The sequence below is a fragment of the Streptomyces sp. NPDC107654 genome (assembly GCF_055639035.1).
Window position 1 is genome coordinate 487,085 of record NZ_JBVKBI010000004.1, and the last position, 20,872, is coordinate 507,956.

The 20,872-nt window shown below is 72.1% G+C and carries 19 protein-coding genes and 2 tRNA genes; 13 read left to right on the plus strand and 8 right to left on the minus strand.

What is annotated here, in order from left to right:
- Positions 1-32: 32 nt before the first annotated feature.
- Positions 33-575: a PPA1309 family protein gene (locus tag ACZ7N4_RS10475; RefSeq protein WP_471356078.1), complete on the minus strand. Its 543-nt coding sequence runs from the start codon at positions 573-575 to the stop codon at positions 33-35.
- Between the two features lie 164 nt (positions 576-739).
- Between ACZ7N4_RS10475 and ACZ7N4_RS10480 the strand changes: the two genes are divergently transcribed.
- From ACZ7N4_RS10480 to ACZ7N4_RS10495, 4 genes are all read left to right on the plus strand, one after another.
- On the plus strand, positions 740-3,691 hold the full coding sequence (locus ACZ7N4_RS10480) for a UPF0182 family membrane protein (protein ID WP_471356200.1): 2,952 nt from the start codon (positions 740-742) through the stop codon (positions 3,689-3,691).
- A 41-nt stretch (positions 3,692-3,732) separates the two neighbouring features.
- Positions 3,733-3,806: transfer RNA gene (locus tag ACZ7N4_RS10485), tRNA-Met, on the plus strand.
- 205 nt (positions 3,807-4,011) lie between these two features.
- Positions 4,012-5,823 carry a tetratricopeptide repeat protein gene (locus ACZ7N4_RS10490; protein WP_471356081.1) on the plus strand — a complete coding sequence of 604 codons (1,812 nt, stop codon included), beginning with the start codon at positions 4,012-4,014 and terminating at the stop codon, positions 5,821-5,823.
- Between the two features lie 66 nt (positions 5,824-5,889).
- Positions 5,890-5,963: transfer RNA gene (locus ACZ7N4_RS10495), tRNA-Met, on the plus strand.
- A 114-nt stretch (positions 5,964-6,077) separates the two neighbouring features.
- Here the strand turns inward: ACZ7N4_RS10495 and ACZ7N4_RS10500 are convergent.
- Positions 6,078-6,494, minus strand: coding sequence for a Fur family transcriptional regulator (locus tag ACZ7N4_RS10500; protein ID WP_471356083.1), 417 nt, complete (start codon positions 6,492-6,494; stop codon positions 6,078-6,080).
- A 145-nt stretch (positions 6,495-6,639) separates the two neighbouring features.
- On the opposite strand from ACZ7N4_RS10500, the gene ACZ7N4_RS10505 reads away from it, so the two are divergent.
- Entirely contained in the window at positions 6,640-8,094 is a 1,455-nt protein-coding gene (locus ACZ7N4_RS10505) for a catalase (protein ID WP_471356086.1), read from the plus strand.
- Between the two features lie 67 nt (positions 8,095-8,161).
- Here ACZ7N4_RS10505 and ACZ7N4_RS10510 read toward each other — a convergent pair whose 3' ends face one another.
- Both ACZ7N4_RS10510 and hisN read right to left on the minus strand, forming a co-directional pair.
- Positions 8,162-8,557: a CBS domain-containing protein gene (locus ACZ7N4_RS10510; protein WP_471356088.1), complete on the minus strand. Its 396-nt coding sequence runs from the start codon at positions 8,555-8,557 to the stop codon at positions 8,162-8,164.
- Between the two features lie 178 nt (positions 8,558-8,735).
- Positions 8,736-9,536, minus strand: a complete 801-nt coding sequence (hisN, locus tag ACZ7N4_RS10515) for a histidinol-phosphatase (protein ID WP_471356090.1) — start codon at positions 9,534-9,536, stop codon at positions 8,736-8,738.
- 186 nt (positions 9,537-9,722) lie between these two features.
- Here hisN and ACZ7N4_RS10520 point away from each other — a divergent pair, with 186 nt between their 5' ends.
- Positions 9,723-10,328 carry a TetR/AcrR family transcriptional regulator gene (locus tag ACZ7N4_RS10520; protein ID WP_471356094.1) on the plus strand — a complete coding sequence of 202 codons (606 nt, stop codon included), beginning with the start codon at positions 9,723-9,725 and terminating at the stop codon, positions 10,326-10,328.
- A gap of 193 nt (positions 10,329-10,521) precedes the next feature.
- Here ACZ7N4_RS10520 and ACZ7N4_RS10525 read toward each other — a convergent pair whose 3' ends face one another.
- The 4 genes from ACZ7N4_RS10525 to ACZ7N4_RS10540 all read right to left on the minus strand — a co-directional run bounded on the left by ACZ7N4_RS10525 (position 10,522) and on the right by ACZ7N4_RS10540 (position 14,031).
- Complete coding sequence (locus tag ACZ7N4_RS10525) at positions 10,522-10,845, minus strand: DMT family transporter (RefSeq protein WP_228623413.1); 324 nt, start codon at positions 10,843-10,845, stop codon at positions 10,522-10,524.
- Between the two features lie 96 nt (positions 10,846-10,941).
- Positions 10,942-11,952 (minus strand): ribosome small subunit-dependent GTPase A, encoded by a 1,011-nt coding sequence (gene rsgA / locus ACZ7N4_RS10530; protein WP_471356100.1) that lies wholly within the window; start codon positions 11,950-11,952, stop codon positions 10,942-10,944.
- 11 nt (positions 11,953-11,963) lie between these two features.
- Positions 11,964-13,280 (minus strand): 3-phosphoshikimate 1-carboxyvinyltransferase, encoded by a 1,317-nt coding sequence (gene aroA, locus ACZ7N4_RS10535; protein WP_471356103.1) that lies wholly within the window; start codon positions 13,278-13,280, stop codon positions 11,964-11,966.
- A gap of 28 nt (positions 13,281-13,308) precedes the next feature.
- Positions 13,309-14,031: a M50 family metallopeptidase gene (locus tag ACZ7N4_RS10540; protein ID WP_471356106.1), complete on the minus strand. Its 723-nt coding sequence runs from the start codon at positions 14,029-14,031 to the stop codon at positions 13,309-13,311.
- 50 nt (positions 14,032-14,081) lie between these two features.
- On the opposite strand from ACZ7N4_RS10540, the gene ACZ7N4_RS10545 reads away from it, so the two are divergent.
- The 7 genes from ACZ7N4_RS10545 (at position 14,082) to ACZ7N4_RS10575 (ending at position 20,866) form a co-directional block, all read left to right on the plus strand.
- Positions 14,082-14,897: an SOS response-associated peptidase gene (locus ACZ7N4_RS10545; RefSeq protein ID WP_471356108.1), complete on the plus strand. Its 816-nt coding sequence runs from the start codon at positions 14,082-14,084 to the stop codon at positions 14,895-14,897.
- 10 nt (positions 14,898-14,907) lie between these two features.
- Positions 14,908-15,525, plus strand: a complete 618-nt coding sequence (locus ACZ7N4_RS10550; RefSeq protein ID WP_471356203.1) for an alpha/beta hydrolase family protein — start codon at positions 14,908-14,910, stop codon at positions 15,523-15,525.
- Between the two features lie 256 nt (positions 15,526-15,781).
- Positions 15,782-16,477, plus strand: coding sequence for an RNA polymerase sigma factor SigR (gene sigR, locus ACZ7N4_RS10555; RefSeq protein ID WP_471356205.1), 696 nt, complete (start codon positions 15,782-15,784; stop codon positions 16,475-16,477).
- Positions 16,474-16,785 carry a mycothiol system anti-sigma-R factor gene (gene rsrA / locus ACZ7N4_RS10560; protein WP_398785267.1) on the plus strand — a complete coding sequence of 104 codons (312 nt, stop codon included), beginning with the start codon at positions 16,474-16,476 and terminating at the stop codon, positions 16,783-16,785. The genes sigR and rsrA overlap by 4 nt, the downstream gene beginning before the upstream one ends.
- Before the next feature lie 144 nt (positions 16,786-16,929).
- Positions 16,930-18,237: an HD-GYP domain-containing protein gene (locus tag ACZ7N4_RS10565; protein WP_471356111.1), complete on the plus strand. Its 1,308-nt coding sequence runs from the start codon at positions 16,930-16,932 to the stop codon at positions 18,235-18,237.
- A gap of 265 nt (positions 18,238-18,502) precedes the next feature.
- Positions 18,503-19,786 carry an HD-GYP domain-containing protein gene (locus ACZ7N4_RS10570; protein WP_471356113.1) on the plus strand — a complete coding sequence of 428 codons (1,284 nt, stop codon included), beginning with the start codon at positions 18,503-18,505 and terminating at the stop codon, positions 19,784-19,786.
- A gap of 99 nt (positions 19,787-19,885) precedes the next feature.
- Positions 19,886-20,866 (plus strand): hypothetical protein, encoded by a 981-nt coding sequence (locus ACZ7N4_RS10575; RefSeq protein ID WP_471356116.1) that lies wholly within the window; start codon positions 19,886-19,888, stop codon positions 20,864-20,866.
- Positions 20,867-20,872 lie beyond the last annotated feature (6 nt).

Sequence of the window (20,872 nt, forward strand, 5' to 3'; positions counted from 1 at the left end):
GGGCGCCCCCGTCGCCGTACCGGAAGAGGACCTCAGTCGGCGAACGTGGCCGCCAGCGCCTCCGCCAGACCCGGCACCAGGTCCGGGCCGGTCAGGACCTCCGTCGGGGAGTCCTTCTCGCGCAGCCGCAGCGCCGACTCGCGGCCGCCGTCGCGCAGCACCGCCACCGTCATCCGGACCTCCTGGCGCTCGGGGTGCTCCGCCACCCACTTGGTCAGCTTGGCCTCGCTCAGGCCCTGCGGCACCTGCGCCTCGGCGGACGGCGGCAGCATCAGGCGCTCCACGGAGAGCGCGCAGCCGACCACGGCGTCGGGCCAGGCGATGGTGCCGAGGAATTCGTCGAGTGGCTTGCCGGACGGGATCTCGTCCTGCTCGATCGGGGTGAGACCGGCGGTCACGGACTCGTCGTCCAGGCCCAGCTGGGCCGCGAGCGAGGGTTCCTGAGCCCGCAGCCGTGCGGTGTCTACGAGGGCGAAGAGGCGAGCGGGCTGGTCCCAGCCGAGGCCGGAGACGTACTCGTCGATTTCGAGTACGGCCCGGGTGAGCGGGCTCGCTGCCATGGGAGTGTTGGACATGGTCACAATCCTGCCTCGTTCCCGGCCGGAATCGGGAACCGAGTAAACCGTGAGTAAGTTGCATAAGTGTGGGCCCGCGATCACGGGGGGCCACGGCGGGCCCGCGAACCCGGGGGCCTGACGGATCGACAGCGAACTTCGAGGTGCGCACCTTGGCTTTCCAGATGCCGGACCGCGGCGGAGGCCCGACGGGGCCACGGATCAGAGCGGGCCGCCCGTCCCGGAGGGTCCGAGTCCTGCTCGTGACACTGGGCGTCCTTGCCGTCCTCGGCATGGCGTTCACGATGTTCGCGGGCTTCTGGACGGACTGGCTGTGGTACCGGTCGGTGCACTACTCGTCCGTGTTCACCACCACCCTGTCCACCAAGATCGGGCTGTTCTTCGTCTTCGGTCTGCTGATGGCGTCCGCGGTCGGCCTCAACATCTGGCTCGCGCACCGGCTGCGGCCCCCGCTCAGCGCCATGTCCATGGAACAGCAGAGCCTCGACCGCTACCGCATGGCCGTCGCGCCGTACAAGAAGTGGCTGCTGCTCGCGGTGACCGCCCTGGTCGGGCTGATCGCGGGCGCGTCGGCGTCGAGCCAGTGGCGGATCTGGCTGATGTGGGTGAACGGCGTGCCCTTCCACCAGAAGGACCCGCAGTTCCACCTGGACGTCTCCTTCTACGCCTTCGACCTGCCCTGGTACCGCTTCCTGCTGGGCTTCGGCTTCGCCGCCGCCATCCTGTGCCTGATCGCCGCCGCGCTCACCCACTACCTGTACGGCGGGCTGCGCGTCACCAGCCCCGGCGCGCGGGCCACGGCCGCCGCGACCGGGCACCTGTCGGTGCTGCTCGGCATCTTCGTCGCCCTCAAGGCCGTCGCCTACTGGCTCGACCGGTACGGCCTCGCGGTCAAGTCCAGCGACTTCAAGGCGACCGACAACTGGACCGGGCTGCGGTACGTCGACGCCAACGCCTACCTGCCGGCGAAGACGATCCTGTTCTGCATCGCCGTCATCTGCGCGCTGCTGTTCTTCGCCACGCTGTGGCGGCGCACCTGGCAGCTGCCGGTCATCGGCTTCGGTCTGATGGTGCTGTCCGCGATCCTGATCGGCGGTCTGTACCCGGCGATCGTGCAGAAGTTCCAGGTCCAGCCGAACGAGCAGGCGAAGGAGGCGCCGTACGTCCAGAAGAACCTGAAGGCGACGCGCGACGCGTACGGCATCGACGACACCGAGGTCACCGAGTACGCGGGCAAGTCGACCGCCACGGACAAGGCGAAGCTCCGCGACGACGCGAACGACGCGGCGAGCATCCGCATCCTGGACCCGAACATCGTCTCGCCGACGTTCCAGGTGCTCCAGCAGATGAAGAACTACTACGGGTTCCCGACCAACCTGGACGTCGACCGGTACCCCACGAAGGACGGCAAGGAGCAGGACACCGTCCTCGGTCTGCGCGAGCTGAACCTGGACGGCATCCCGAAGAACAACTGGATCAACGACCACTTCCGCTACACGCACGGCTACGGCGTGGTCGCCGCCAAGGGCACGGAGGCCAACGGCAACGGCGAGCCGGTCTTCACCGAGTACGACCTGCCGTCCCGGGGTGATCTCGGCACGTACCAGCAGCGGGTCTACTACGGCGAGAAGACCACCGCCTACTCGATCGTCGGCGGCCCCCAGAAGGAGATCGACTACTCCGACAACAAGGGTGAGAAGACCACCAGTTACCGGGGCGGCAGCGGGGTCAACCTCGACAACCCGGTCAACCGGGCCGCGTACGCGGTGGCGTTCAACGAGCCGCAGATCCTCTACTCCGGTGCGATCGGCAAGGGTTCGCGGATCCTGTACAACCGGACGCCCAAGGAGCGGGTCGAGGCGGTCGCCCCCTGGCTGACCATCGACGGCGACGCCTACCCGGCCGTCGTCAAGGGCCGCATCCAGTGGATCGTCGACGCCTACACGACCACCAACGGCTACCCGTACTCCTCCCGTACGACCCTCGGGGACACGACGGCCGACTCGCTGACGGCGACGAACAACTCGCGCGCGGTGGTGGCCCAGCAGAACCAGGTCAACTACATCCGCAACTCGGTGAAGGCGACGGTCGACGCCTACACCGGCGAGGTCAAGCTGTACGAGTGGGACACCAAGGACCCCGTGCTCAAGACCTGGATGAAGGCGTTCCCCGGCACGGTGGAGCCGCGCGGCGCGATCTCCCCGGAGCTGATGGGCCACCTGCGCTACCCGCAGGACCTGTTCAAGGTGCAGCGCGAGCTGCTCACCCGCTACCACGTGACGGACGCCGAGACCTTCCTCACCGGCAGCGAGGTGTGGCAGGTGCCGGACGACCCGACCAACAAGTCGGGCAACGCGGTGCCGCCCTACTACCTGAGCATGAAGATGCCGGACCAGACGCGGCAGGCGTTCTCGCTGTCGACGACGTTCACGCCCAACGGGCGGTACAACCTGAGCGCGTTCATGTCCGTCGACGCCGAGGCCGGCACGTCCGACTACGGCCGGATCAGAATCCTGAAACTGCCGACCAGCACGACCGTCGACGGACCGAAACAGGTCCAGAGCCAGTTCAACTCCGAACAGGACATCGCCGCCGCGATCAAACTCCTCAAGGGCGGCGACTCGGAGGTCGAGTACGGCAACCTGCTGACCGTGCCCCTGGACGGCGGCCTGCTCTATGTCGAACCCGTCTACGTCCGCGGTGGTGGTCTGAAGTACCCCCTGCTGCGCAAGGTGTTGGTCACCTACGAGGGCGAGACGGCGTTCGAGAACACGCTCGGCGAGGCGCTCGACAAGGTCTTCGGTACGAAGACTTCGGCCGCCGAGCCACCGGGGACCGGCACCACCAACCCGCCGGGCACCGCCAACCCCACGGTCAGGCAGGCCCTGGAGGACGCCCAGAAGGCCTTCGACGCCGGGCAGAAGGCGCTGCAGGAGGGGCCGGACTGGGGTGCGTACGCCAAGGCGCAGAAGGAGCTCCAGGACGCGCTGAAGCGGGCCGAGGAAGCCCAGTCCAAGGCCGGCAAGACCGGTGAGCGGACCGGTGGCAAGAACGGCGACAAGGCCGCGACCAGCGACAAGACCGGTGACAGAACCAACGGCAAGAACGGGAATTGATCAAGACGCCTCCGCGCCGTGGTACGGTTGACCAGCAACGGCGCGGGGTGGAGCAGCTCGGTAGCTCGCTGGGCTCATAACCCAGAGGTCGCAGGTTCAAATCCTGTCCCCGCTACTGAAGTCGAAGGCCCGGATCCAACAGGGATCCGGGCCTTCGTGGTGTGCGAACTCATGTACTGGGGGAGGGGACGGACGCGCCGCCGTGGGGAGTTGGGCGGTATGTGTTTGACTTGTCTCCCTGTGGGCATGTCGACAAAACGCTGAAGTGACCTCACGGGCTGCGGTATACCGGGTGTACCCAGGTTGCAGGTGGTGCGACGATGGACGTTATGGGGGACAAGGCAAATCTGTTCGGGACAGGGCGATTTGTGCAACCTGCCGGTACGGAGCCGGCCCGCGACGAGATGGCGGACATGGGGGAGGCCGCCGAGGAGACGCGCCTCGCGCTCGCCGCGCAGAGCGGTGACGTCGAGGCGGCGAGCGTCCTCGGAGCCATGCTGCTGCGCCGCGGCGACCTCGACGGAGCCGAGCCCCACCTGCGCGCGGCCACCGCGGCCGGTGACCGGGCCGCCGCCAACAACCTGGGCGTCCTGCTGCACCAGCGCGGCTACCCGGAGGAGGCGGCCGGCTGGTGGCGGATCGCCGCCGTAGCCGGTTCCGCCGCCGCCGCGCACGCCCTGGGCCGCCACCACCGCGAGCGCGGGGACGAGCCCGCCGCCGAGTACTGGCTGCGCCAGGCCGCCGAGCAGGGCCATGTCCTCGGCGCCTACGCGCTCGCCGACCTGCTGGAGCACCGCGGGGACGTCGGCGCCGAGCACTGGATGCGGGCCGCCGCCGAACGCGGACACCGGGAGGCCGCCTACCGGCTGGCGCGCGCGCTCGACCGCACGGCCGTGCCGGGGGAGGAGAGCGCGACTGACAACGCTGTCGCGGAGGCCGAGCAGTGGTACCGGCAGGCCGCCGCGCGCGGTCACCGGCGGGCCGCGCTGCACCTCGGGGCGATCCTGGAGAAGCGGGGCGAGCTGAAAGAGGCCGGGCGCTGGTACCTGACCTCGGCCAAGGACGGCGAGCCCCGGGCCGCCTGCGCGCTCGGCTTCCTGCTGCGGGACGCCGGCGACACCGAGAGCGCGGCCGTGTGGTGGCTGCGCGCCGCCCAGGAGGGCGACGGCAACGCGGCCAACGCGCTGGGCGCGCTGCACGCCGAGCGCGGCGAGACCCAGACCGCCGAGCGCTGGTACCGGGCCGCGCTGGACGCCGGCGACGACAACGGCGCCTACAACCTCGGGCTGCTCTGCGCCGAGCAGGGCCGCACCGCCCAGGCCGAGCAGTGGTACCGGCGGGCCGCCTACGCCGGGCACCGGGAGGCCGCGAACGCGCTGGCCATCCTGCTGCTCCAGGGCGGCGACACCACCGGCGCCGAGCCGTGGTTCTCCAAGGCCGCCGAGGCCGGCAGCGTGGACGCCGCGTTCAACCTCGGCATCCTCTACGCCGGACGCGGCGAGGAGGAGACGGCGCTGCGCTGGTACGAGCGGGCGGCGGCCGCGGGTCACGCCGAGGCCGCGCTCCAGGTCGGGATCGCCCGGCTGCGCGAGGGCGACGAGCAGGAGGCCGAACGGCATCTGCGCTGTGCGGCGGGCGGCGGCAGCGCGGAGGGCGCATACCGGCTGGCCGCCCTGCTCGACGCGCGCCGGCCGCCGGAGCCCGCGCACGAGCTGGGGGAGACCGTCCAGGAGAAGACCGAGTGCGAGGAGTGGTACGAGCGTGCCGCCTCGCAGGGGCACCGGCGGGCGCAGGTCCGGGTCGGCATGCTCGCGGCGGCCCGGGGCGACGTGGTGGAGGCGGCGCGCTGGTACCGGGCGGCGGCCGAGGCCGGCTCCCGCAACGGCGCCTTCAACCTGGGCCTGCTGCTCGCCCGCGAGGGCAGTGAGCCGGAGGCCGCGGTGTGGTGGACCCGCGCGGCGGACGCCGGGCACGGCCGGTCGGCCCTCCGGCTGGCCCTGGTCTACGCGCGTCGCGGCGAACTGGCGGAGGGGCAGCGGTGGGCCGACCGGGCGGTGGCCCTGGGGCCGGCGGAGGTGGCGGAGCGCGCCGGGCGGCTGCGGGACGCGCTGCGCGAGGAGCTGTCGGCGTGACCTGGGGCACTGCCGTGAAGCGATTTGCATCCGGACGTAGGAGTCACGTAGTGTCGTGTTTACCGACGCGGGGTGGAGCAGCTCGGTAGCTCGCTGGGCTCATAACCCAGAGGTCGCAGGTTCAAATCCTGTCCCCGCTACTGAAGGCCGAGGGCCGGAATCCAGAGATGGGTTCCGGCCCTCGGTTTTTGTCGTGCGCGCATACGGCAAAGGAGCCCCGGCGGATGCCGGGGCTCCTTTGCGAAGCAGGTGCGCTACGCGCTCGCGCAGTTCGGGCACAGCCCCCGGTACGTCACCTCGACGTCCGACACCGTGAAGCCGAAGCGCTCGGCGTCGGGGAGGTCGGCGAGGGGGTTGCCGATCGGGTGCACGTCACGGATCGCACCGCACCGGGCGCAGACCAGGTGGTGGTGCGGCCGGTGCGCGTTCGGGTCGTACCGCTTGGCGCGCTTGTCCGTCGTGACCTCCAGCACCTCGCCGAGCGTGACCAGCTCGCCCAGGGTGTTGTAGACGGTCGCCCGGGAGATCTCGGGCAGCTTCGCGACAGCGCGCGCATGGACCTCGTCGGCCGTCAGGTGGACGTGCTCGCCGTCCAGGACCTCGGCCACCACGCGCCGCTGCGCGGTCATCCGCCATCCGCGTCCACGCAGCCGTTCCAGTAGGTCGCTCATGGCCACCAGCCTAACAGGAAGGAGTACCAGGTCGGGAATAGGTGTGACTTTGGATCGACGCTTGACTTAGACAAAGTCCATTGTAGGATCGGGAACGGCTTTGACCACAGGACAGGACTAGTCAGTGATGACGCAGGAGGCGCACGTGACGCAGGGACCGCTCACCACGGAGGCCGGTGCTCCGGTCGCCGACAACCAGAACAGCGAGACGGCCGGCGTCGGCGGACCGGTCCTGGTCCAGGACCAGCTGCTGCTGGAGAAGCTCGCCCACTTCAACCGCGAGCGCATCCCGGAGCGCGTGGTGCACGCCCGCGGCGCCGGCGCCTACGGCACCTTCACGGTGACCGCCGACGTCACGCCGTACACGCGCGCGGCCTTCCTCTCCGAGGTCGGCAAGCAGGCCGAGGTCTTCCTGCGCTTCTCGACCGTGGCCGGCAACCTCGGCGCGGCGGACGCCGTCCGCGACCCGCGCGGCTTCGCGCTGAAGTTCTACACCGAGGAGGGCAACTACGACCTCGTCGGCAACAACACCCCGGTCTTCTTCATCCGGGACGCGATCAAGTTCCCGGACTTCATCCACACCCAGAAGCGCGACCCGTACACCGGCTCCACGGAGGCCGACAACGTGTGGGACTTCTGGTCGCTGTCCCCGGAGTCGACCCACCAGGTGACCTGGCTGTTCGGCGACCGCGGCATCCCGGCGTCGTACCGGCACATGGACGGCTTCGGCTCGCACACCTACCAGTGGAACAACGCGACGGGCGAGGCCTTCTGGGTCAAGTACCACTTCAAGACCGACCAGGGGATCAAGAACCTCACCGCCGAGGAGGCCGAGGTCCTCGCGGGCAAGGACCCCGACTCGCACCAGCGTGACCTGCGCGAGGCGATCGAGCGCGGCGAGTTCCCGAGCTGGACCGTGGGTGTGCAGATCATGCCGGCGGCGGACGCGGCGACGTACCGCTTCAACCCGTTCGACCTGACCAAGGTGTGGCCGCACGCGGACTACCCGGTCGTCGAGATCGGCAAGCTGGAGCTGAACCGCAACCCGCAGAACGTCTTCGCCGAGGTCGAGCAGTCGATCTTCTCCCCGGCGCACTTCGTGCCCGGCATCGGACCGTCCCCCGACAAGATGCTCCAGGGCCGGCTCTTCGCCTACGGTGACGCGCACCGCTACCGCGTCGGCATCAACGCCGACCATCTGCCGGTGAACCGCCCGCACGCCACCGAGGCGCGCACCAACTCCCGCGACGGCTTCCTCTACGACGGCCGGCACGGCGCGGCGAAGAACTACGAGCCGAACAGCTTCGGCGGGCCGCAGCAGACCGGCCGTCCGCTGTGGCAGCCGTTCGACGGCTTCACCGGCGGCACCGGCGACCACCCGACGCCCCTGCACGCCGAGGACGACGACTTCGTGCAGGCGGGCAACCTCTACCGGCTGATGTCGGAGGCGGAGAAGGAGCGGCTGGTCGCCAACCTGGCCGGTTTCCTCTCCAAGGTCTCGCGCGAGGACATCGTCGAGCGCGCCGTCGGCAACTTCCGCAACGCCGACGCCGACTTCGGCAAGCGGCTGGAGGCGGCGGTGCAGGCGCTGCGCGGCTGAGCCGGCCGCCTTCGCGGCTGGGCGGGCCGGACCCCACGGTGCTCGGGGTCCGGCCCGCTTCGCGCGTTCAGGGCACGGGGGCCGGTTCGCGGGCCGGGGCCCAGCGGCGGACGATGTCGCGGACCGAGACGATCCCGGCCACCTCGCCCCGGTCGAGGACGACCAGGTGCCGGAAGCCGCCGTGGGCCATGGCCCGGGCCGCCTCCTCCAGGGTCCAGGTCGGGGCGGCGAAGACGACGTCGGTGGTGGTGTGGGCGTGGATGCGCTCCGCGTCCGGGTTCTGGCCCAGGCCGACGGAGTTGAGGATGTCGCGTTCGGTGAGGATGCCGATGCCGCCGGCGTCCGGGTCCAGGACCACGGCGGCGCCGATGCGGCGGGCGGACATCAGGGCGGCTGCCTGGCGGAGGGTGTGGGCGGGGCCGAGGGTGAGGATCACCGTGCTCATGGCGTCACGGACGAGCATGGATGGGCCACCTCCTAGGAATCCCCGGTCGATTCGGGGATTCACAAGTTCACATGTGGGGGTGGACCCAGAGTGCCAGGTAAAGGAAGAGTCAACAAGGGGGCGCGCGAGGCCCGTTGAGGGCGTACCGGGAGTACTCCCCTGCCTCACGGAGTCCCAGCGGCCCCTCGGCGGCATCTCATCGACGCGGCTGGAGGTACCCCAGCAGCTCGTCGTGGAGCAGGCCGTTGGAGGCCGCCGCGTTGCCGCTGTGCGGGCCCGGGCGGCCGTCGAGACCGGTGAACGTGCCGCCCGCCTCCGTCACGATGATCGCATTGGCGGCCATGTCCCACAGGGACAGCTCCGGCTCGGCGCAGATGTCCACGGAACCCTCGGCGACCATCATGTACGGCCAGAAATCACCGTACGCGCGCGTGCGCCACACCTGGCGGCCGAGCTCCAGGAAGCCGTCCAGGCGGCCCTGCTCCTCCCAGCCGGACAGCGAGGAGTACGCGAACGAGGCGTCCGCGAGCTTGCCGACCCGGGAGGCGTGGATGCGGCTCGCGGAGGTGAGGTTGCGGCCGGTGAACGCGCCGTGGCCCTTGGCAGCCCACCAGCGGCGGCCGAGGGCGGGGGCGGAGACCACGCCGACCACGGGCTGGTAGCCGTCCTCGCCCGCCTCCATCAGCGAGATGAGCGTGGCCCACACCGGGACGCCGCGCACGTAGTTCTTGGTGCCGTCGATCGGGTCGACGACCCAGCGGCGGGGGCCGGTGCCCTCGATGCCGTACTCCTCGCCGAGGACGGCGTCCCGGGGGCGGGCGCGCCGGAGCTGGCCGCGGATCAGTTCTTCCGCCGCCTTGTCCGCTTCGCTCACCGGCGTCATGTCCGGCTTCGTCTCCACCTTCAGGTCGAGGGCCTTGAAGCGGGCCATGGTGGCGGCGTCGGCGGCGTCCGCGAGGACGTGGGCGAGGCGCAGGTCGTCGAGGTAGTCGGGCATGTAAGGCACGGTATCCGCCGGGGCCGGTGCCGGGCTACAGGGGGCGGTGGCGGCACGGCCGTACGCGGTGTCGTACGCCCGCGTGAGAGCTGCCGACGACCCGCGTACGACGGGTGCGAACCCTTGACAGTGCATACGAGCGCGTCAAATCTGGGCGCAGAGTCGCTGTGCTCCAGGGAGGCGAGGATGCCTGCTGCCCGGGAATCGCTGTTGGACGCCGCGTACCGGGCGCTCCTGCGCCGGCCCTGGTCCGCCGTGCGGATGGTCGACGTGGCCGTGCAGGCGGGGGTGTCCCGGCAGACCCTGTACAACGAGTTCGGCAGCAAGGACGGCCTGGCCAGGGCGCTGGTGCGGCGGGAGGCCGACGGATACCTCGCCGGTGTCGAGCGGGCCCTCGCCGGCGCGGCCGGGGCGCGGGACCGGCTGACCGCCACCGCCGAGTGGACGGCCACGGCGGCCCGGGAGAACGCGCTGGTCCGGGCCATGCTCACCGGCTGCTGGACCGAGTGGCTGCCGAGTCCGCCGCTCACCGCCGTGCCCACCACCACCGCGGTACCGGCGCAGCGCCGGGCGGACGGGCCGCTGCCCGCGCCCCGCGACTTCGTGCGGATGGTCCGGGACCGCGCGGCGACCGCGCTGGCCGGCCCCGGCGCGGACCCGGCCGACACCGCCGAACTGCTGCGCTCCTGCGAACTGGTCGTACGCCTCGCCCTGTCCTGCGTGGCGGCCCCGCCCGGCGAGGGCGGGATGGGGGAGCTGGTGCGGGCGGCACTGCCGGGGCACCTGGTGTGAGGCCGGCCTCGGACGCCGTCCTCGTGGGGGCCGCTCCGGACGTACAGGGCCGCGCAGTGCCGGGGGCCGGTCCCCGTGTCCGTGCGCGGCGTCGGTGTCGCAGTGCCGGGAGGGATCCGTGCCTGCGGTGTTCCCCGGGACGGATCCGTGTTCCCCGTGGCCCCCCGGGAACGATCCGTGCCCCCGTGTCCCCCTAGTGCGCCGACCCCGACAGCTGAAGTCCGATCACCCCGACGATGACCAGGCTGATCGAGACGATCTTCAGGGTGGAGACCAGGTCGCCGAGGAAGACCATGCCGTAGATCGCGGTGCCCGCCGCGCCGATGCCGGTCCAGACGGCGTAGGCCGGGCCGACGTCCAGCTTCTTCAGGGAGAGGGTGAGCAGACCGAAACTGCCCAGGGCGAACGACGCGAAGGCGATCGTCGGCCACAGGCGCGTGAACCCGTGCGAGAGCTTCAGGCACACGGCGAAACCGGTCTCCAGCATCCCGGCCACTATGACCAGCAGCCACGCCATGTGCGTTCCTCCCGTTGGTCCGGATCTCCGGCTGGTGCGATTATGCACTTACCGGACTCACGCCACGGCAAACAACGCCAGGCTCAGCAGCCTTCCTCAGTCGCCTTCCCTGCGTTCCCTGGTGGACAGCAGCCGGCGCAGCGAGTACAGCCGCGCCGGGTCCGCGTGCCCCTCCTCGACCCACGTGTCCAGCGCGCAGTCCGGCTCGTCGTGGCTGCACGCGCGCGGGCAGCCCTCCGTGCCCGGTGCCAGGTCCGGGAAGGCGTGGATCACCCGGGACGGATCGATGTGGGCCAGGCCGAAGGAGCGGACCCCCGGGGTGTCGACGACCCAGCCCTCCGCACCGGTCAGCGGCAGGGCGAGGGCGGAGGTGGTGGTGTGCCGGCCGCGGCCCGTCACCGCGTTCACATGGCCCGTCACGCGCCGGCGCTCCTCCGGCACCAGCGCGTTGACCAGGGTCGTCTTGCCGACGCCCGAGTGGCCCACGAACGCGGTGATCTTGCCGTCGAGGTGGGCGCGCACCCGGTCCGCCGCGTCCCCGTTCTCCAGCTCGTCGCGGCTGGTGACGACGTACGGAATGTCCAGGTCGCCGTACAGCTCCAGCAGCTTGTCCGAGGAGGCCAGGTCCGACTTGGTCATCACCAGCAGCGGCTCCAGGCCGCCGTCGAACGCGGCGACCAGGCAGCGGTCGATCAGGCGCGGGCGTGGTTCGGGGTCGGCCAGGGCCGTGACGATCGCCAGCTGGTCGGCGTTCGCCACGACGACCCGCTCGTACGGATCGTCGTCGTCGGCCGTGCGCCGCAGCAGCGACGTGCGCTCCTCGATGCGGACGATCCGTGCGAGGGTGTCCTTGCTGCCGGACAGGTCGCCGACGAGGGCCACCCGGTCACCGACGACGGCCGCCTTGCGGCCCAGTTCGCGGGCCTTCATCGCCATCACGATCCGGTCCTCGACCAGGCAGGTCAGCCGTCCCCGGTCGACGGTGAGGACCATCCCCTCGGCCGCGTCCTCGTGCTTGGGCCGGATGTTCGTCCGCGGCCGGTTGCCCTTGCGGTTGGGACGGCTGCGGATGTCGTCCTCGTCGGTGTGCTTGCCGTAGCGGCGCATGGCGTACGTCCCTACTGCCCGAGCATCCCGGTCCACAGCTCGGGGAAGTCCGGCAGGGTCTTCGCCGTCGTCGCCACGTTCTCGATCCGCACCCCCGGCACGGCCAGGCCGATGATCGCAGCGGCGGTCGCCATGCGGTGGTCCTCGTAGGTGTGGAAGATCCCGCCGTGCAGCGGGCGCGGGCGGATGTGCAGGCCGTCGGCCGTCTCGGTGACGTCGCCGCCCAGCTCGTTGATCTCCTTGGTGAGCGCGGCCAGCCGGTCCGTCTCGTGCAGCCGCAGGTGGGCCACGCCCCGCAGGGTGGAGGGGGAGTCGGCGAGCGCGGCGACCGCCGCGATGCCCGGGGTCAGCTCGCCGACGTCGCCCAGGTCCACGTCGATGCCGTGGATCGCACCCGAACCGGTGAACTCCAGCCCGTACTCGGTGAGTTCACAGGAACCGCCCATCTCGGTGAAGATCTCCCGCAGCCGGTCACCCGGCTGGGTGGTGCGGGCCGGCCAGTCCGGGATCAGCACCTTGCCGCCGGTGACCAGGGCCGCCGCCAGGAACGGCTGCGCGTTGGACAGGTCCGGCTCGATCGTCAGGTCCCGGCCGAGCAGCGCGCCCGGCGTCACCCGCCACACGTTCGGTTCGCCGCCCGACTCCGGGGTGTCCACCTGGGCGCCCACCGCGCGCAGCATGTCCACCGTCATCCGGATGTGCGGCAGGGACGGCAGGCTCGCGCCGGTGTGACGGACCTCGACGCCCTGGTTGAAGCGGGGGCCGGACAGCAGCAGCGCGGAGACGAACTGGGAGGACGAGGAGGCGTCGACCGACACCGGGCCGCCGTCCAGGGCGCCGCCCCCGTGCACGGTCAGCGGCAGGGCGCCCCGGCCGTCGTCGTCGATCCGGGCGCCCAGCGCGCGCAGCGCGTCGATCACACCGTGCAGGGGACGCTCGTACGACCGGGGGTCCCCGTCGAACCAGATCGGGCCGTCGGCCAGCGCGGCCACCGGCGGCAGGAACCGCATCACCGTGCCCGCGTTGCCGACGTCGACCGTGGCCGGGCCGCGCAGCTCCGTCGGCAGCACCCGCCAGGCCTCGCCGGTGCCGTCGGGGCCCACCCCCTCCTCGATCTCGACGCCCATGGCCCTGAGGGCCCCGGCCATCAGCAGGGTGTCCCGGGACCGCAGCGGGCGGCGCAGCCAGCCGGGCTCGGCGGCCAGGGCGGCCAGGACCAGGGCGCGGTTGGTGACCGACTTGGACCCCGGCACGTGGACCGTCGCGTCGACGGCTCCGCTCGCGTGCGGGGCGGGCCAGAGGGCGGGAGAGGCGGTGTTCGGGGCCATGAGGCCACTTTATAAGGAGGGCCCGGTGTCAACCCTCCAGCAGCCAGCGGCCCCCGCCGATCAGCGAGCACAGCGACACCGCGTGGAACAGGAACAGCCACAGGCCCGCCGGTACGTGCGTCAGCCGCGACAGCTGGTCCGCGTCCGAGTCGGCCGCACCTCCACCCGACCGCTTGGCCTGCAGCTCGAACGGCGGCCGGACCCCGCCGAACAGCAGGAACCACACCACCGCGTACGCGAACGCCGCCTGCACCTGCGGTCCCGCCAGCCAGGACACCAGCAGGAACGCCCCGCCCGCGAGGACCACGGTCAGCACGCCGTACGCGTTGCGGATCATCACCAGCATCACCACCAGCAGGGCGGTGGCCGCCCACAGCAGGAGGGTGATCCGTCCGGTGGCCAGCAGCGCGGCCCCGCCGAGGCCCAGCAGGGAGGGCGCGGTGTACCCCGCGGCCGCCGTCAGGATCATGCCCAGCCCGTAGGGCTTGCCCCGGCTCACGGTGAGCCCGCTGGTGTCGGAGTGCAGCCGGATGCCGGTGAGCTGCCGGCCGGTGAGCAAGGCGATCAGACCGTGGCCGCCCTCGTGCGCGATGGTGACCGCGTTGCGGGATATCCGCCACACGGGGTGCGGGACGACCACGGCGAGCGCCGCGCCCAGGGTGGCCAGCACCACCCACAGGTCGGGATCGGGCTGGGTCCCGGTGAGCCGGTCCCAGAGGTCGGGCAGCGCGGTGGCGGCGAGGCTGTCCATGGGGGCTGATGGCTCCCTTTCCCTGTGCGGAATCTGGCAGTGTGGCACGTATGTGCGGACGGTTTGCATCGAGTCGTAGGCCCGAGGATCTCGCGGGAACCTTTGAGATCGAGAAATGGGAGCCGGAGGAGACTCTGGAGGCCGACTTCAACGTCGCTCCCACCAAGGAGGTCTACGCGGTCCTCGACCGTCCCCTGAAAGACGCGGACTCCCCGCGTCCGGTTCGCCAGCTGCGCAGGCTGAGGTGGGGCCTGGTCCCGTCCTGGGCCAAGACCCCCGAGGGCGGCGCCCGGATGATCAACGCCCGCGCGGAGACCGTGCACGAGAAGCCCGCCTTCCGGCGCGCCTTCGCCGCCCGCCGCTGCATCCTGCCCGCCGACGGCTACTACGAATGGGTCACCGGCAGACAGGAGCGCGAGCTGGAGGTGGAGGGGAGGAAGAAGCGGCCCCGCAAGCAGCCGTACTTCGTGCTGCCCGCCGACGGCTCGGTGTTCGCGATGGCCGGCCTGTACGAGTTCTGGCGCGACGGCACCCTGCCCGACGACCACCCCCAGGCCTGGTGGGTGACCTGCTCGGTGATCACCACCGAGGCGGAGCGGACCCCGCTGGCCGTCGCCCCCGCCGAGGGCCCGCACTCCCTCGCCGAGATCCACCCCCGGATGCCGCTGATGCTCACCCCGGACCGCTGGGACGCCTGGCTCGACCCCTCCCGCACCGACCCCGACGACCTGCGTGAGCTGCTCGCCCCGCCCCCGCCCGGCCTGATGCGCGCCTACCCGGTCTCCACGGCCGTCAGCAACGTCCGCAACAACGGTCCGGAGCTACTGAAGGAGCTCGAGGCGCCGGAAGAGGGCACACTCTTCTAGCGTGAACGAGATGGTCGAGACCGACGCCGGCACCGCCCGCGTCACCTGGCACGAGGCGGAGCGGGCACGGCTGGTGCTGGCCCTGAGCCACGGCGCGGGCGGTGGCATCGAGGCACGGGACCTGCAGGCGCTCGCCCGGGTGCTCCCGGGGCACGGGGTGACCGTGGCCCTCGTGGAACAGCCCTGGCGCGTCGCCGGGAAGAAGGTCGCCCCCGCCCCGAAGACCCTGGACACCGGATGGCGCGGCATCTGGCCCGTCCTGTCAGGGACGGGGTTGCCGGTGATCTCCGGCGGCCGCAGCGCCGGGGCCCGGGTCGCCTGCCGTACGGCGGCCGAGCTGGGCGCGCACGCCGTGCTCGCGCTCGGCTTCCCGCTGCACCCGCCGGGCAGGCCGGAGAAGTCCCGGGCCGGAGAACTGTCGGCCGCCTCGGTGCCGACGCTGGTCGTGCAGGGCGGCAACGACCCGTTCGGGAAGCCGGAGGAGTTCCCCGACGGTGACTTCGGGCTGATCGAGGTGCCGTACGGGGATCACGGGTTCGCGGTCCCCAAGCGGGCGGAGATCACCCAGGAGCGGGCCCTGGAGATCATCACCGACGGTGTCGTGGAGTGGATCGCGTCACTCGGGTGACCCCTGGGAATGCCGCGCGGCGGCCCTCTGTTGAGGCGGACAGAAGTGCTGAGGTCTCGGCACCGACGTAGTGGGAGAGGAAGTCCGCCGCATGGGTTCGACCATTTGCCCGAGCCGTACGCGCAGCGCCGACCTGGACTGGACGGTGCTGCCCGCGGCCAGGACCGCTCCCGTCCGAGCGGCGGCGGGCACGGGTCGTGTTCTATCCTCCGAAACGAGTGGGATCGGTTTCGGTCCCGCCCGGGATCTTGAGGAGGTGGGTCCGGTCACCGGTACCGACGCAGGGACCGACAACGGCCAGGCCGAGCTGCCCGAGGGCCAGGGCGCCGGCGCGGACGCGTCCGACGAGACGACCTCGGAGCGCAGCGCGCGCTTCGAGCGGGACGCGCTCGAATTCCTCGACCAGATGTACTCGGCGGCGCTGCGCATGACGCGCAACCCCGCCGACGCCGAGGACCTGGTGCAGGAGACGTACGCCAAGGCGTACGCGTCCTTCCACCAGTTCCGCGAGGGCACCAACCTCAAGGCGTGGCTGTACCGCATCCTCACCAACACCTTCATCAACTCCTACCGCAAGAAGCAGCGCGAGCCCCAGCGCTCCGCCGCGGAGGAGATCGAGGACTGGCAGCTCGCCCGCGCCGAGTCGCACATGTCGACCGGTCTGCGCTCCGCCGAGTCGCAGGCGCTCGACCACCTGCCCGACTCGGACGTGAAGGCAGCCCTGCAGGCGATCCCCGAGGAGTTCCGCATCGCCGTCTACCTCGCGGACGTGGAGGGCTTTGCCTACAAGGAGATCGCGGACATCATGGGGACACCCATCGGGACGGTGATGTCCCGGCTGCACCGGGGCCGCCGTCAGCTGCGCGGCATGCTGGAGGACTACGCCCGTGAGCGCGGACTGGTCCCCGCCGGCGCCGGAGAGTCGAACGAAGCGAAAGGCTCGGGCTCATGAGCTGCGGAGAGCCGCACGAGACGGACTGCAGTGAGGTCCTCGACCACCTGTACGAGTTCCTCGACAGCGAGATGCCGGACGTCGACCGCGACAAGTTCCAGCACCACTTCGAGGAATGCTCGCCGTGCCTGGAGAAGTACGGCCTGGAGCAGGCCGTGAAGAAGCTGGTGAAGCGGTGCTGCGGGCATGACGACGTGCCCGCCGACCTGCGGGCCAAGGTCATGGGGCGGATCGACCTGATCCGCTCCGGGCAGACCGTCCCCGAGCACGACGTCACCAAGGCCCCGACGGCACCGCAGGAGTCCTGACCCGCCTCCCGACCCGCCCGGGACACGGGAGGGGCGCATCACCCGAACGTGCTAATCCTCAGGTCATAGACCCCGCGCCCGCCGATCCCCGTCCTACGCTCCGAGCCTGGACGGGCACGGTCAGGGAGGTCGGGGAGGGGCGGGATGGACGCGGTACCGGCGAGGGCACGCGGCTATGTGACCGGTGTCGCCCTGCTGTCCGCCCTCTGCCTCCTGCCCCCGCCGGTCGCGCACACCAGCCCCTGGGGAGCGACGGCTCTGCTCGCCGCGCTGTACGCGGCCTGCGAGCACGTCGCACGCCGCCGCTTCGGCGGCCCCTTCTACCCCGTCCTGCTCGCCGGCGCGTTCCTGCTGCCCCCGTCGGCCGCCGCACTCGTCGCGGTGCCCGCCGCCCTGCTCTCGCCGGTCGAGCACGCCCCCGCGCTGCTGCGGCGCGTCTGGCGGGCCGCGCAGCCCGCGCTCGCCGTGTGGGCCGCCGCCCGGGTGCACGAGGGGCTCGGCGGCCGGGCCACGCTCGCCGGCTCGGACTTCCCGTGCACTCTGCCGCCCGCCGGCGCGGCCGTGCTCGCCTTCTGCCTGGTGCTCACCGCGCTCGACGGCGGGCTGCGCGCGGCGGCCGGGCTGGTGCCGCCGCGGCGGGCCTGGCGCGGGCTGCTTCCCCGCTTCCTCGCGCCCGTCGCCGTCCACGGACTCGCCGGCCTGATGATGGCCGTGCTGTGGCGCAGCCCGTACGGCTCGGTCGCCGCGCTGCTCGTGCTGCTGCCGATGTGCGTCTCCTGGTGGGTGTTCGCCCAGTACCACCGCGAACGCGCCGCCCACCAGGCCACCATCCGCGCCCTCGTGCAGGCCGTCGACATCAAGGACGGCTACACCCGCGGGCACAGCGAACGCGTCGGACAGGCCTCCGTGCTGATCGCCCGCGAACTCGGCATGGACGACGACCGGGTGGAGGTGCTCCGCTTCGCCGGCATCCTGCACGACGTCGGGAAACTCGGCGTGCCCACCCGGCTGCTGCGCAAGAACGGCCCGCTCACCCCCGAGGAGCGGCGGATCATCGAGCTGCACCCGGAGTACGGCCACGAGATGGTCCGCGGCATCTCCTTCCTCGGCGAGGCCCGCGCGGCGATCCTCCACCACCACGAACGGCTCGACGGCAGCGGCTACCCGTACGGCCTGAGCGGCGACCGGATCCCCGAGTGCGCGCGGATCGTCGCCGTCGCGGACGCCTTCGACGCCATGACCTCCACCCGCAGTTACAGCCGGGCCCGCCCGGTCGAGGCCGCCGTCGCCGAGCTGGAGCGCTGCGCCGGCGCGCACTTCGACCCCCGCATGGTCGGCGCCCTCGTCCGCGCCCTGCGCCGCTCGGGCTGGCACCCGGCGGTCACCGCCGACGAACCGGCCCACGCCGGCCCGCCCGTGGAGCGACCCGCCGGCACGGGAGCGTCCCGGTGAGGCCGACTTGTGGAGACGGTGGTCGGTGTCGGTGGAGTCCGGTGAGGCCGGTCCGCGGTGACGGTCGGCGGCACCGGAGAGTCCCGGTGAGGTCGGCGCGTGGAGACGGTGGTCGGTGTCGGAGGGGTCCGGTGAGGCCGCTCGTGAAGGGGGCCGTCGGCAGGGGAGGGCCATGGCGAAGCCGGCTTGTGGAGCGGGCCGCCGGCACCGGAGGGTTCCGGTGAAGCCGGTCCGGGGTGACGGTCGTCGGCGCCGTAGCGTCCCGATGGCGGTTCTGTGGCTCATCCACGGCGCCGCCGCCCTCCTCGCGGCCGGCTCCCTCGCCGGCACCCTGTGGACCGGCCTGCACGACCGGGGCGTCGCGCTGGCCTTCGGCGTGCTCGTCACCGTGGGCGAGCTGACCCGGTGGAGCGACGCCCACGGACGCCGGCAGGCCGCGCCCCTCGGTGCCGCCTGCTCCCTCGCGTACGCCCTGCTGGGCGACGACGCAGGGCAGCCCAGCCGGCACGGCGCCGCCCAGGTCGTCACCGTCGTCCTCGTCGCCACCGTGCTCGGCGCCGTCCCGCACATCTGGTCCGGCGGCAGCCCCACCGCCGACCACCTGGCCCGCCGTCTCCTCACCGTCGGCTTCGCCGTCGTCTGCTTCCAACCCCTCTACAACCGGGGCGTCTTCACCCCCTGGAGCGGCCCCGCCTACGCCCTGCTGCTGCTCACCCTGCTCGCCCTCACCTCCCTGTGCGGCGCCGTGCTGGCCGCCGCGCTCGCCCACTGCCGCACCCGCTGGCCGTTCGGCCCGCTGCTGCGCGAGGAACTGCGCGGGCTGCTCGGCATCGGCTCCGCCGTCTGCGCGACCGGCGCGGTGATGGCGCTCGCGGTCGCCGTCGTCGGCCTGTGGGCGCTGCCCGTGTTCTGCCTGCCCATGCTGCTCGTCCAGCTGTCCCTGCGCCGGTACGCGGCCGTCCGCGCCACCTACCGGCAGACCATCGCCTCCCTCGCCCGCGCCACCGAGATCGCCGGCTGCACCCCCGCCGGGCACGCCCACCGCGTCGCCGCGCTCAGCCAGGCCGTCGGCCGGGACCTCGGCCTGAGCGGCCCCGAACTGACCGTCCTGGAGTACGCGGCGCTGATGCACGACATCGGCCAGCTGAGCCTGGTCGACCCGGTGCCGGGCGGTGTCACCGCCGCCCTGCCCGCAGCGGAGCAGCGGCGGATCGCCCTGCTCGGCGGGGCCGTCGTCCGGCAGACCGGCGTCGACCCGGCCGTCGCCGTGGTCGTCGAGCGGCAGGCCGACCCCTACCCGGAGCAGCCGCTCGCCGCCCGCATCGTCCGGGCCGTGAACGCCTACGAGGAGAGGACCCGGGGCGCCGGCCCGGAGGGTCCGCTGCGCGCGCTGGAGGAGCTGCGGCTCGGCACCGCCGGCACCTACGCCCCCGAGGTCGTGGAGTCGCTCGCCCGGGTGCTGGCCCGGCCCCCCGGCACCCGCGAGCCCGCGCCGGTGAGACGAACGGAACTGTCTGACCCCGTGCCCGGCTGGGTAACCCATGGGTAATGAGCGCCTTTCCCGCCGTACGTGGTTGGATGCGAGGGAGAGGGTGTCCGGGGGCACAAGCCAGCCCACAGCGGGAAATGGAACTGGCAGGCGGGAATCGTGAGGATCTTCGGCAAGGGACGGCACCGGCCCTCCGCCTCCTGGCGGCAGGCCACCGACCGGGCGTTCACGCTCATCGGCGACGGCCGGTACGAGGACGCGGGCGAGCTGCTGACACGCGCCGCCGATCTGGAACCCTGGTTGTCGGAGTCCTGGTTCAACCTGGCGTTGCTGCACAAGTTCCGGCACGACTGGGAGCAGGCCCGCGCGGCCGGACTGCGCGCGGTGGCCCTGCTCGACCGGGAGACCGGGGCGCCCGACTGGTGGAACGTCGGCATCGCCGCGACCGCCCTGCAGGACTGGCCGCTGGCCCGCCGCGCCTGGCAGGCGTACGGACTGAAGGTGCCCGGAGGCGCCGCGGCCACCGCGGAGCCGGTCGGCATGGAACTGGGCAGCGCGGCCGTACGGCTCTCCCCGGAGGGCGAGGCCGAGGTGGTCTGGGGCCGCAGGCTGGACCCGGCCCGGCTGGAGGTGCTGTCCATCCCGCTTCCCTCGTCCGGGCGGCGCTGGGGCGAGGTCGTGCTGCACGACGGCGTCCCGCACGGCGAGCGCACCACCTCCACCGGGCACTCCTACCCGGTCTTCGACGAGATCGAGCTGTGGGCGCCGTCGCCCGTCCCCACCTGGGTGGTCCTGCTGGAGGCGGCCACCGAGGCGGACCGGGACGCGCTGGAGCAGCTGGCCGCGGACGCGGGATTCGCCGCGGAGGACTGGTCGTCCTCGGTGCGGCTGCTGTGCCGGATGTGCAGCGAGTCCCGGATGCCGTCCGACGAGGGCGAGGGCGTGCACCTCGACCCGCACGACCACAGTGAGCCGGGGCATCCCGGGCCGCTGGGCCACCGGACCGACGGGCAGCTGTGGGTGCCGGAGCGGGAGTGCGGGGTGGCCGCGCCGCCTTCGCTGGTCCGGGGGCTGCTGGACGGGTGGGTCGCGGACAGCCCGGACTCGCGTGACTGGCGGGATCTGGAAGAGGTCTGCTGACCGGTC